At 49.1% G+C, this 12,464-nt stretch carries 12 protein-coding genes; 8 read left to right on the top strand and 4 right to left on the bottom strand.

All coding sequences use genetic code 11. The features are described from left to right. The first annotated feature begins 267 nt into the window (after window positions 1-267). From AK95_RS19355 to AK95_RS19325, 7 genes are all read left to right on the top strand, one after another. A complete protein-coding gene (locus tag AK95_RS19355) occupies window positions 268-522 on the top strand; it encodes a hypothetical protein (RefSeq protein ID WP_071221520.1) in 255 nt (84 codons plus the stop codon). 191 nt (window positions 523-713) lie between these two features. Then, window positions 714-1,541, top strand: coding sequence for an alpha/beta hydrolase (locus AK95_RS19350; protein ID WP_071221519.1), 828 nt, complete (start codon window positions 714-716; stop codon window positions 1,539-1,541). Window positions 1,542-1,618: 77 nt separating this feature from the next. After that, window positions 1,619-2,395 carry a DODA-type extradiol aromatic ring-opening family dioxygenase gene (locus tag AK95_RS19345; RefSeq protein ID WP_071221518.1) on the top strand — a complete coding sequence of 259 codons (777 nt, stop codon included), beginning with the start codon at window positions 1,619-1,621 and terminating at the stop codon, window positions 2,393-2,395. A gap of 350 nt (window positions 2,396-2,745) precedes the next feature. Continuing rightward, window positions 2,746-3,486, top strand: a complete 741-nt coding sequence (locus AK95_RS19340; protein WP_071221517.1) for a hypothetical protein — start codon at window positions 2,746-2,748, stop codon at window positions 3,484-3,486. Between the two features lie 226 nt (window positions 3,487-3,712). Continuing rightward, the gene (locus tag AK95_RS19335) at window positions 3,713-4,123 is read left to right on the top strand and encodes a BlaI/MecI/CopY family transcriptional regulator (protein ID WP_071221516.1); all 411 of its coding nucleotides are present in this window, start codon (window positions 3,713-3,715) and stop codon (window positions 4,121-4,123) included. Continuing rightward, window positions 4,123-5,994 carry a M56 family metallopeptidase gene (locus AK95_RS19330; protein ID WP_071221515.1) on the top strand — a complete coding sequence of 624 codons (1,872 nt, stop codon included), beginning with the start codon at window positions 4,123-4,125 and terminating at the stop codon, window positions 5,992-5,994. The genes AK95_RS19335 and AK95_RS19330 overlap by 1 nt, the downstream gene beginning before the upstream one ends. 70 nt (window positions 5,995-6,064) lie before the next feature. After that, complete coding sequence (locus AK95_RS19325; protein ID WP_071221514.1) at window positions 6,065-6,259, top strand: hypothetical protein; 195 nt, start codon at window positions 6,065-6,067, stop codon at window positions 6,257-6,259. Between the two features lie 826 nt (window positions 6,260-7,085). Here AK95_RS19325 and AK95_RS19320 read toward each other — a convergent pair. The 4 genes from AK95_RS19320 to AK95_RS19305 form a co-directional block, all read right to left on the bottom strand. Beyond that, a complete protein-coding gene (locus tag AK95_RS19320; protein ID WP_071221513.1) occupies window positions 7,086-7,625 on the bottom strand; it encodes a DoxX family protein in 540 nt (179 codons plus the stop codon). A gap of 1,175 nt (window positions 7,626-8,800) precedes the next feature. Beyond that, window positions 8,801-9,325: a DoxX family protein gene (locus tag AK95_RS19315; RefSeq protein WP_071221512.1), complete on the bottom strand. Its 525-nt coding sequence runs from the start codon at window positions 9,323-9,325 to the stop codon at window positions 8,801-8,803. Window positions 9,326-9,585: 260 nt separating this feature from the next. Next, entirely contained in the window at window positions 9,586-10,125 is a 540-nt protein-coding gene (locus AK95_RS19310; RefSeq protein ID WP_071221511.1) for a DoxX family protein, read from the bottom strand. Window positions 10,126-10,415: 290 nt separating this feature from the next. After that, the gene (locus AK95_RS19305; RefSeq protein WP_071221510.1) at window positions 10,416-11,270 is read right to left on the bottom strand and encodes a LysR family transcriptional regulator; all 855 of its coding nucleotides are present in this window, start codon (window positions 11,268-11,270) and stop codon (window positions 10,416-10,418) included. Window positions 11,271-11,401: 131 nt separating this feature from the next. Here AK95_RS19305 and AK95_RS19300 point away from each other — a divergent pair, with 131 nt between their 5' ends. Continuing rightward, a complete protein-coding gene (locus AK95_RS19300; protein WP_071221509.1) occupies window positions 11,402-12,391 on the top strand; it encodes a zinc-binding dehydrogenase in 990 nt (329 codons plus the stop codon). Window positions 12,392-12,464: the final 73 nt, after the last annotated feature.

The raw sequence follows: 12,464 nt of genomic DNA, 5'->3' as shown, positions 1-12,464 counted from the left end.
CAAGTATATTGCTATGCAAGGTAGTTAGTCGTGTGGAGGCTAGGGCTGCCAATTGAAAATGATGAATGACGAGTGACAAACTGTCGACTACCTTGTTATGCAATATATCATACCAACAACACACTTGCAATGCAAGGTAGCTTGAAAATTCCATGTCGTATTCGTGAACTAGGTATAATTCCGCCGTTCCTATTTCACAATAATAAGCATTCTGAATCTATAGACGACACCCTAATCACTTTAGGGATAAGAAGGAGGAGTTCTCAGGTGAGTGCTAACTTTTTTGACGATGAATTGCATGGGGGAGACGCTGTGCCGGCCAATGGGCAAGATGTTGTTGCAGGCAGCAGTACAGCGGATGGGATATTTGGCCAGCCTGAAGGGGGATACGCCTCCGAGGGTGATGAAACAGATCTTTCCGCATCAAGCTTATGGGAGAACGACCCCATCGGGAAGACCTGGATGAACGATTGGAGCGGGCGCGAAGAGACCCATGCCATGTTCCGCCAGAGCTACGAGTAAGGCTGAGGGTGCGGCACGATAGCTGGAAGAAACAATTAATTCAGGCGTGAAGAAATATGCCGCGTTTGTCGATCTGCCATGCGTTGACAATCCATAATCACGATGCTAAGATAAGTTTAATTAATTCATATTAAACTTATCGGAATTATTTATATTATGATTACGGCGTGTTATCGCAAGGAGGAATCGGTATGGAGCGGCAAATTACAATCCGGCATAATCAAGAGGAACTTACAGCAACCATCCATTACCCGTTGAAGGAAGCGGCCCAAGGCGGCCGGTGCAATCGGATCCCGCTGGTCATTATCTGCCACGGCTTCGTTGGAAGCCGGATCGGCGTGGACCGGCTGTTTGTCAAAACGGCACGTGCGTTTGCCGAAGACGGGTACATGGTGATCCGGTTCGACTACATCGGATGCGGGGAGAGCTCGGGCAATTATGGCAGCGAGGGTCTCGATTCGATGATTGCCCAGACGCGCTCCGTCCTCGATTATGGACTCAGCTGCACCGATGTCGATCCGACGCGCATCACACTCATCGGACATAGCTTGGGCGGCGCCGTCGCCCTGCAGACCGCCGTTCGGGATCGGCGGGTGAAGAATCTGATCCTGTGGTCTGCGGTAGGATATCCGTTCAACGATATCGTCAAAATCACCGGTCGCGATGTATACGACACCTCTGTCAAGTCGGGATCCGCCGATTATTTGGGATACTCGTTTACCCCGGTCTTTTTCGAATCGCTGGCACAGGGTCAGCCATTCCAAGAAGCAATCAAGTTTACGGGCAATGTGCTGGTGATACATGGTACCTCGGATGAAGTCATTCCGGTGGATTACGCATTTTTGTATCAAAAAGTGTTCTGGATGCGCCAGGAAGGCCGCTGCGATAAGGAGATTATCTTCCAGGCCGATCACACGTACTCTGCCGGACCACAGCGCGAGCTGCTGCTTCAGCGGACACGGGACTGGTTGAACGAGCAGGAGAACATTCAGCAGGAATGGCAGCACTGGATGATTTAAGGGAGTTATTTGGCATAATGGGCGATTTAACGGTACAATAGAGTTGTCCCTTGATTTTGAAGCTGGAGGTGGCATCGATGACGTTACCTGCTTTATTTATTGCCCATGGTTCGCCGATGATGGCCCTGGAGGACAACGAGTACACCCGCTTCCTTGAGCAGTTGGGGCGGGAGCTGCCTACGCCTAGGGGCATAGCTGTATTTTCTGCCCATTGGGACGATCCGGATCAGCGGCTTACTGAAGACGCCGAGCATGGCACGATGCATGATTTTTACGGATTTCCCGAGGAAATGTACAAGATCACATATCCTGCTCCAGGCAGTGCAGAGCTAGCTGCTCAGATTCGTCAGCGTTTTGAGGCTAACAATCTGCATGCCAAAGCTGTGACCGGCCGTGGTCTGGACCATGGCGTATGGGTCATTCTGCGAAAAATGTACCCCGATGCGAATATTCCCGTGGTGGCCTTGTCCGTGGACTCCAAGCGCTCGCCGCACGAACAATATTCCATCGGTACGATGCTGTCCGATCTGCGTGAAGAAGGCATCCTGATTATCGGGAGCGGCGGTTTGGTGCACAATCTGCGGATGGTGCACGAGAGCGATGAGCCTGATGAATGGGCGGCTGCATTCGATGAATGGATCGCGGAGCAGCTGACGGAATGGAATCTGAATAATCTGTTTGCTTTTGATAAAAAAGCGCCTCATGCCAGCGATGCTGTCCCTTCTTATGGACGGGAGCATTTTGTCCCTTTGTTCTACGCAATGGGTGCTGCCGACAACGGCCGCAAGGCAAAGCGATTGTTTCAATCTTACCAATATGGCAGTTTGAGTCTGAACTGCTGGTCATTCGAATAATGAGATGCCGGGCTTGGTTTACAAGCTCGGCTTTTGTTGTGGGCCGATAAAAATGAGATGTTCAGGCGGGGTGGTGGGATACACCTTAGCTCGATTGATTTTGCCGGAGAACAAGAACGTAGTGCCATAGATCTTATACACAAGCCCATGCAGTCTGGAATAAGATTGCATGGGCTCTTTTTTTCGCCATGATCCGCAGGCGCTGCGGCTCTTTTTTTTGTATTCAACCAAACCCCAAAAAATTTTTCTACACAAACCGTGTTGACATAATTGAACTACAGTTGTAGTATTGATTTGCAACTACATCTGTAGTTTGTAAATAAAAATTAACAGGAGAGGAGTATTACCAAATGAAAGCAGCAACGAAAGTAGCAATCGCGACACTAAGCAGCATTTTATTAATGGGTTCTTCCGTAAACCTCGCGGCGAAGGCGCAATCCTACGAAAAAGCCCCAAAAGCTGCTGTCAAGAAAGCAGCCGAAACAGCCAAGTCTATCTCTGCAGAGGAAAAAAAGCTTATCGAGGATGAGATCCAGAGAGTGAAGGAGTTGGCCCAAGAGTCGGGTGATATGTACGTTCTGTATCATAAGTACCCAAAATTAAATAGCGGATTTGATATTAGCTATTGGGGAGGGATACATGAATTCACTTCATACGAGGACTACTTGAAAAAAGCCTCAACTCTGAAGGGGTCCATCTTGAAGCAGCCTGCCAACCTGCCAAAGGGATACAAGTTTTTAACAGCGGTCATTGAAGGTCCGACCGAAGGAAAGTTCGTTGATGAAGTAAGGGCCGAAGGCAAGAAGAGCGGAAAGCCCATCTATGTGAAAAAGATCGATTGGAAAGAAGCGGCAACCATCCGTCTTAAATATGCGAGCGGAAAAGACACGCTGGGCTTTTCCAAGTATACGGTAGATTCGAAGGGAAGCAAGAAAAAAGGTTTCTTTGACGATAAGCTGCCGGCGCATGTCTTTCCAAAATACGTTTTTTGGTATGATGGCGGCAAATTCGAATACAGCATTTCAACCTCCTCTTTGGATATGTCCAGGAAACAGAAGGTCGAGATTTTGAAAGCAGCGGTGAAAAAATAACATTTGCGTCAGCTGCAGGACTTGCGGACAGGCCATACAGCTCTGGAAATAGGATGGCATGAGTTCTTTTGCAGATCAACATTCCCACAAGCGGTACAAGTATACTGCATGTAACTAAACCGAGAAAATTTTCTTCACCAAACATGTTGACATTATCAAACTACAATCGTAGCATTAACATAACTACACATGTAGTTTTATTGAATTGACATTGGAGGTTTCATGCATGAATCAAATACCACCGATTACGGATGCAGAACTGGAAATTATGCGTGTATTGTGGGCTAATCCGGACTGTCCTTCCAGCGAGGTCGTAAAGAAAATGACGGATCTGATGGGGTGGAGCCCCAATACAACTCGGACGCTCCTCAGTCGTCTGGTGCAGAAGGAAGCAGCGGGTGCGAAACTGGAAAAGGGTTCAAAGCGCACCCAACTATTTTATCCGATCATCAGCGAGCAGGAGTATCTGCAGTCCGAAACCAAATCCTTCATGAAAAAACTTTATGGGGGAGCTTTAAAGCCGATGCTGGCCAACTTTCTGCAGGATAAAAAACTGAATGCGCAAGAAATCGAGGATCTGAAGGCTTTGTTTGACGAGAACAGCAGCGACGGGGAAACAGAAAAGAGAGAGCCCTGATGAGTCATACATTGCATGAAAATTTATTGTTGTTTTTCGGCTGGGTCATTCGCGGATCGTTCATGGCCGGCATCATGATCGTCCTTGTCCTGATGCTGCAATTTCTACTGAAAAACAAGATTGAAGCCAGATGGAGATACTGGCTTTGGTTTCCTGTGGCCATTCGCTTGCTGCTCCCTTGGGCCCCGGAATCCTCGCTTAGCCTATACAATGTTTTGTCTCTGGAGGCCATAGTGCCCGGCATTCATCAACAAACTCAAGTTTCACCGTTTTGGAAGGAAACGGGGAGAATAAGCTCGGCGATTCATGTTGAGCGCTCTATACACCCGGAAGCAAGCGGAACTTCGGAAGTACCTGCTCCATCCCTTGAATCGGGACCCGTGCAGGACAGCGGTTATTGGTGGAATGGGTTCAAGCAGATAGGCTTCACCAATATACTGATGTCGGGATGGCTTGCGGGTGTGCTGCTTCTTGCCGCGAAAACGGTATACGACCAGCTTCGATTGAAACAAGCCCTGCGCACGGGCCGAAAAATAGATACGCCTTTTCTATTGACCGTGTTTCACGAGACGAAACAGCAATTAGGCGTGAAGCAAACCGTGCAGTTTGTAGCCAGCGAGCGAATTCCTGGACCTGCCGTGGTCGGTTTTAACAAACCGGCGATCGTCATCTCGCCCAGTCTGCTCATCACGCTGCAAAAGGATCAACTTCAATACATTCTGGCGCATGAGTTCGCACATATTCAGCGGCGGGACGTCGCAGTGAACTGGTTAATGCATATCATCCTGATCATCCATTGGTTTAATCCGTTATTATGGCTAGCCGTACATAAAGCGAGACAAGACCAGGAGATGGCTTGCGATGCATGCGCCTTGAATCGGATGAGCCCGCAGCAAAACAATGCATACGGACAAACGATCATCCATGTGTTGGACCATTTTTCAGGAAACCAACGTCAGCCGGGGCTTGCCGGCCTGTCCGCCACGCATAAACAAATGAAAAGGAGACTTACGATGATTAAACATTTTCACAAAAAATCCTATCGCCTGTCCATTCTGGGGATGGCGATGATTCTCGCGCTAGGCAGCGTGACATTGGTTAATGCTAAGGAAAGCGATGCAGGGAACGTCACGTCAAAGGCTTCCGTGCAGTCGGAACAGGGTGGAGAAGTTGTCAATAACGTGCCGGATATTATCTATCCCAAGGGGGATATTGACCGCGAGCTTTACAAAAAAGAACTGGAAAAGGCCGAAAAAAAAGCAGAAGCAGCAGCCAAGGCTCTAACTCCAGAGGATAAGAAGTATATCGAAGCTGAGACCAATAGAGTGAAGAAGCTAAGCGAAGAGACAGGTGATATGTATGTTCTGTATCATAAATATAAGGATCTTAACAGCGGATTCGACCTAAGTTATTGGGGAGGTATAGAAAAATTCACTGCTTACGAGGACTACTTGAATAGAGCTTCCACGCTGGAGGGTTCTATTCTGAAGCGGCCTGCCAACTTGCCGGAGGGATATAAGTTTTCCAAAGCGAGAATTGAAGGGCCAACCGAAGGAAAGTTCCTTGATGAAGTAAGGGCCGAAGGCAAGGAGAGCGGAAAACCCATCTACGCGAAAAAGATAGACTGGAAAGAGGCGGCAACCATTCGTCTTGAATATACGAACGGGAAAGACACACTGGCCATTTCTAAATATACATTGGACCCAGAGGGAAGCAAGAAGAAAGGGTTCTTTGAGGATGATTTCCCGGCGCATATCTATCCAAAATACGTTTTTTGGCATGAAGGCGGCTTTGAATACAGCATTTCAACCACATGGGATATGACCAGGGAACAGAAGATCGATATTCTGAAAGCAGCGGTGCAGAAATAATATTTTGAGCAAGCTTTGGTCTTGGGTAAGCCCATGCAGTCCTGGAAGTAGGATTGCATGGGCTTTTTTATTGATCGGGATTTTTCTGCAGTCCGAAACCAAATCCTTCAACTATACAACCGCTAAGGAAATGGTATGTCAAACGAGTTACGGTCTGGCCGTAACGGACCTCAGATCGGCTATTTTCGCTAACGGCACGGTATTGCAGGAGTTACCGGACACAGAGCCCGATAAGTTGCCGATCAGTGACTTGGTCAGTCCTTAGGCCCAGCAGTATCGGACCACAGATCCGCTATTTTGGCAATACGCTCGCTTTTGATGGGGTTATCGGACACACGATCCGTTAAGTAGCGGATAATCGGCAAAATGAGGACCTTATTTGGTGAATAACGGATCTGTGGTCCGTTCGTGTTAAAAAAAGGGTGCTTTTAGTAAAAATAAGGTCTGCTGAGTCCGCTAAAATTGCAAGTGACTAGGCAGTACCCGTATGAACTGCGCTCGAACTTATGTACGACGCTCGAACGTGAGTACGACGCTCGAACGTAAGTATGACGCTCTTGGACCTCAGATCCGCTATTTTCGCAATATGCTCGCTTTTGATGGGTTTATCGGACACACGATCCGTTAAGTAGCGGATAATCGGCAAAATGAGGACCTCATTTGGTGAATAACGGATCTGTGGTCCGTTCGTGTTAAAAAAAGGGTCCTTTTGGACAAAATAAGGTCCGCTGAGTCCGCTAAAATATTAAGTGACTAGGCAGTGCCCGTATGAACTACGCTCGAACTTATGTACGACGCTAGAAGGTAAGTACAACGCTCAGATGTATGGCACTCAAATGTATCACAAAAAGTTCAATGTATGACAGTGCTCAATGTAAGACAAAGTTCAATGTATCACAAAGCTCAATGTATCACAACGCTCAAATGTATGACAAAGCTGAGATGTATGACAGTGCTCGACCCATATGCCAAACTTCCAACGTATGCCAAATCTCCAATGTATACCACAACAAAAACAGCCCGGCTTGATTGCTCAAGTCGGGCTGTGTAATCAATAGGTTAGTTTTTTTGGTTGCAGATGCTTACCATGTTTATGCCGTTTGTTTTTTGAAAGGTGTGTGCGTCGTGCCATCGCCTTTAGTTGTTCTGTGCGTCATTTTGTTCCACAGGCCGCGGAGGTAAGGGAGAACCCAATGGTCGAGGCCGATTTTACCCGCGTTGGCAGCAGCGACGATGATCAGCACTTCAAGCAGTAACATCTGGGCGTTGGTGCTCACCGTACCCGAGAAGAGGAATGCGGCGTTCATCACAAGTCCCATCAGAGCGGCGAAGGTAGTGAAGGTACCGAGGATCAGTCCGACCCCTACGAGGAACTCACCGAGCGGGATGATGAAGTTGAAGAGCTTCACTCCCGGCAGTGCCGCATGCTCCAGAAACGCCGCCCACCAGCCTTGGACTGCGGGGTGATCGCCGGCTGCTTTGGCGATCGCGCCTTGCAGGAAACCGCCTGCATCAAATCCGCCCGTCAATTTACCCCAACCTGCCGTCATCCACTCATAACCGATGTAGACCCGAATGAAGGTCAGCAGCCACATTGCCAATTTGTTTGTTCTCAGCCAGTTGTTAAACATATAAACCACTCCTTAAAAGTATGATTTCTTTTTTATGAAAGCTTCCTTGCCAATTCTCGGATGTGCTGAAGTTCTATGATGTTGTTCTTTAGGAAGATGATCATCTCTTTCATGTCTTTATTATAAGTGAAATAAATCACAATATATGTGATTAAAATCACATTTGTGATAAAAATCATAAAAAACTTTTAATTTGTGAGTTCGCAGGGGGAAGTGACAGATGATAAGCGAGAGGGCGAACAGGTGCAATATATAGAGGAGACGTAGGAGAAACACGGGACAGTGAGGGGAAGATACGCACTAGGATATGTGGTAGTAAGCATGTTGTCTGGAGTTTGCGGGAGTAGGCAAATGGGTAGTAAGCAGGTAATTAGTAAGTAATGTGGTGGTAAGGCATGGTATCTGGAGCGTTTGGGGGAGTAGGTTAATAGGTTAAATGGGGAACAAGCAAGTAATTAGTAAGTATGTGTTGCTAAAGCATGGTGCCTGGAGGATTGTGGGAGTAAGCAAATGGGTAGTAAGCAGGTAATTAGTAAGTATGTGTTGCTAAAGCATGGTGCCTGGAGGATTGCAGGAGTAGGCAAATGGGCAGTAAACGAGTAATTAGTAAGTAATGTGGTGTTAAGCATGGTGTCAGAAGTATTGCGGGAGTAAGTTAAATGGGTAGTAAGCAGGTAGTTAGTAAGTAATATGAGTGACAATATTCTGTGCAGACGTGCAGAGTGAGTCAGCAAGAATGGCCAGCAAGGAATAAATAAAGCCAGTAAGTACAAAGCCTGCAAAGAAAATCCAGTAAGTTGTAAGCAGTATGCGCAAAGCTACACCTAGTACCTGATGCGTGTAGATAAAGATGCAACGCATTGGGAGATAGTATAGCGCTAGCACCGCTGGGTTTGGTGTAAAATCGTTACTTGGGGCAAAATGGTTATAAGACACGGATGACCGGTACCGGTGGCATCGGTCACCCGTTGGTTTATAAAGGTAAATCAAGCTGTAAGAGGTCGGAGAGAGGAGAAGCATCAATCATTCATTTTTAGACATGACGTAAGAGTTGGTCTCAATTTAGGATCTAGAGGAGTCAGCAGCCCCATTCATATTACTGGGGAGGCAAGCGCCATCCGCCTTATTATATTCTGTGGTTACACCGCCCCTAAAGTCTCGTATCCCTTGTAAAATCAGACTGCCTGATTCTGCAGAGAGGAGGGGTCACTGCTGATTTTTGCTTTGCGCGTGAATTTATCTTGGAGGTAGGGCATGAGCCAGCGGTCGATCCCGATCTTTCCGCTGTTGGCGGCTGAGAGGATGATCAGGAATTCTAGCAGCAGGAGCTGACCGTTGATGCTGATGGCACCGGAAAAGAGATATGCAGCATTCATCACGAGCCCCATCAGCGCTGCGAACACAGTGAATGTGCCGAGGATGAGGCCAAGTCCGACGAGGAATTCGCCCAGTGGAACGATGACGTTGAACCATTTGACGCCGGGCAGCGCGGCATGCTTCAGGAATACGGCCCACCAATCCTGAACCGCAGGGTGCTCACCCGTGGATTTGGCGATGGCCCCTTGCATAAATCCGGTCGCATCGAAGCCTCCCGTTAGCTTGCCCCAGCCTGCCGTCAGCCATTTATACCCGACGTACACCCGAATGACCGTCAGCAGCCACATTGCGATTTTGCTTGATTGCAACCATTGAATAAACATCAGCACCACTCCTCCAATGAATAATCATTCTCTTTTTTGTTTTCAGATTTTTGCGAATTTGAAAATTGTAATCACGACGGAAGCCGAAAAAACAGCAACGATCTATATAATGTCGCATCATAACAAATTATTCATATTTGCAAAAATCTGTATTTAAATACAGTATTCGCATAGGCTGCGATTTGGCATAGGTTCTTGGCACGAAAAAAAGACGATGGAGAACCGGAATTCTCCAACGTCTTTTTATGGTTGTTATAAGGTTAAGCTGTGCGTTTTTTCAGATGAGTTGTCGGTGCTTTGGGTTCATGATCACGGTGGGTCATTTTATTCCACAGGCCGCGAAGGTAAGGGAGAACCCAACGGTCAAGACCGATCTTACCGGCGTTGGCCGCAGCGACGATGATCAGCACTTCAAGCAGTAACATTTGGGCGTTGGTGCTCACGGTGCCCGAGAAGAGGAACGCGGCGTTCATGACCAGTCCCATCAGGGCGGCGAAGGTGGTGAAGGTACCGAGAATGAGACCGAGACCTACCAGGAATTCACCGAGCGGGATGATGAAGTTGAAAAGTTTCACGCCCGGCAGTGCCGCATGTTCGAGGAACGCTGCCCACCAGCCTTGGACGGCGGGGTGATCGCCGGTTGCATTGGCAATCGCGCCTTGGAGGAACCCACCAGCGTCAAATCCGCCGCCTGTCAATTTGCCCCAACCTGCTGTCAGCCATTCATAACCGATATAGACCCGGATGAAGGTCAGCAGCCACATTGCAACTTTGTTCGTTCTCAGCCAATTGTTAAACATATAAACCACTCCTTAAATGAGTTTTTATTTTTTGGATTAATGAGTCATTCCGTTGTTTCTGATGTCGTTGTTGTTAGTTCTTGTTGCCTTGGGAAGTGATCACCTTCTCTATGTCTTTATTATAAGTGAAAATATTCACATTACACGTGATAAATATCACAAACTTGTGAACGTTCAATCGAATCCTCCCACTGACTAGATTACTCAATCGTTTTCGTTTTCAGGAGTGCAGGGATTCTCACGCTGTGGTCATTCGATCCGATGTGCCCGCTTTGAGGGTCAAACTTCAATCATTTTTGATTCTCCGGCTCCAGAAAAGCTCGAAGGGCGCTGCTCAGCGGCACGTCGCGGTGATAGATAAAATACACCACGACCTCGCGGTAGGACTCCGGCAGTGTCATGGCTGCAATGTTTTTCTCGTTGGAAAGCGAAACGGCATTGGACCTCGGGAGAAGCGCTACGCCGAGACCCGAAGCAACCCCGCCTAACACGGCTTCGAGCGAACCGAACTCTATGATTTGCGGATGTTGAACGCCAGCCTCGGCCAGCAGGCGCTCCACTCTGGATCGGTGGGTGCAGCCTGTCGACAAAATAAGCATCGGCTTCTGCAGCTGCTCCTGCTGGCTTGCCGCTCCGGCTTCGGAGATGAGCACCAGTTCCTCATTATACGAAGGGATCTGTTTCAGTAGAGGATGCGTCAAAGGTCCGTACACGAAAGCGCCGTCCAGTTCTCGGTCCAGCACTTGCTGCATCAGCACGCTGGAGTTGCCCGTGGTGAGGGACAGGCTAACCTCGGGGTGACGGGCATAATAGTCGGCCAGGCGTCCTGGCAGATATGCAGCGGCGGTGGATTCAATCGCACCGATTCGTAGCGGTCCCCGCGGCGTATCCTCTGCCTGTACGGATTTCTCCGCTTCATCTAGCAAATTTAAAATTTGACGCGTGTATCCAAGCAGGCGCTCGCCGGCCGGGGTCAGTTCCATCCCTCGATTGCTTCGGATAAACAGGGCCGTCTGGAGCCTGTCCTCCAGCTGGCGGATCCGGCCCGTGACGTTGGAGGGAACATACTGCAGGCGTTGGGCCGCCCGTGTAATGCTGCCTTCCTCCGCTACTGCTCGGAATATCCGTAAATCTCCGCTCTCCATTAGTCTCACCTTCCTGACTTCATTCTGACTGAATGCCATATTCATTACTACTCATTTTACATGCTCCGAGGCGAACTATACAATTGAACCTAACATGGCCTACACAAGCCGGAAGAAGGGGAGAGATTCATGTGAAAGCAGCCATTCATCACGGCCGGAGCGGTCTGGACGGACTTCGGGTCGGCAATATGGAATCGAAACAACCGGGTCCCGGTGAGATCCGGGTCCGTTTAAAGACGGCCGGACTCAATCACCGCGATCTGTTTCTGATGAAAGGACGTCATGCGTCGGATGCACCGCTCATTCTTGGCTCAGACGGCGCAGGCATCATTGATGCCGTGGGTGAAGGAGTGGGGGGGCTGACAGTCGGCACGGAAGTCATCATCCATCCGACGATCGGTTGGGATAACACCGAAGAGGTCCCGGTGGTGCCGCAGATCTTGGGCGGACCCAGGGACGGTACGTTTGCTGAAACGGTCGTCATCCCAGCGGACAATGCCTTCAGAAAGCCGACATACCTGACATGGGAGGAAGCGGGAGTACTGCCTTTATCCGCGCTAACGGCCTACCGTGCGCTGTTTACGAGGGCGCATATCAAGCCTGGCGAGCATGTGCTTATACCAGGTATAGGAGGCGGGGTTGCAACCTACGCCATGCTCATGGCCCAGACTGCGGGGGCTGTCGTCAGCGTCACTTCCCGAAGCCAAGCCAAGCTCGAAGAAGCGCGGCGCTATTCTGTGCATAAGGCTTTTTCGAGCAGCGGGGATTGGAGCGAAGAACTGCAAGGGGAGAAGGTGGACGTCATTCTGGATAGTATCGGTCCGGCTACCTTTCCCCAATACTTGGAAGTGATCAAGCCGAATGGGCGGATCGTCAGCTTTGGGGCCAGCTCCGGCGACGCGGTCGAGGTTCCGCTGAGAGCTTTATTTTTTCCGCAGCTGTCCTGGATCGGTACGTCGATGGGGAGCCGCGAGGAGTTCGGAGAGATGCTTCGGTTCATGGAGGAGCACACCATTGCGCCCCTGATCGACCGGATGTACCCGCTGGATGAGATACTGGATGCGTTCCGGCGGATGACGGCGGGCGAGCAGTTTGGCAATATTGGTTTGCGGATCGGATGACAATCGGCATCTTGTTTCCCTTCGGAAACTTCTGCGGCTAAATAATTGGATGGAAGCAGGAAGTCTCTTAAAG

Origin of the sequence: Paenibacillus sp. LC231, from assembly GCF_001860525.1 — a bacterium.
Taxonomy (GTDB): Bacteria; Bacillota; Bacilli; order Paenibacillales; family Paenibacillaceae; genus Paenibacillus_AQ.
The sequence above is the reverse complement of the archived record's forward strand: the minus strand, read 5'-3'. Positions and strand labels throughout refer to the sequence as shown.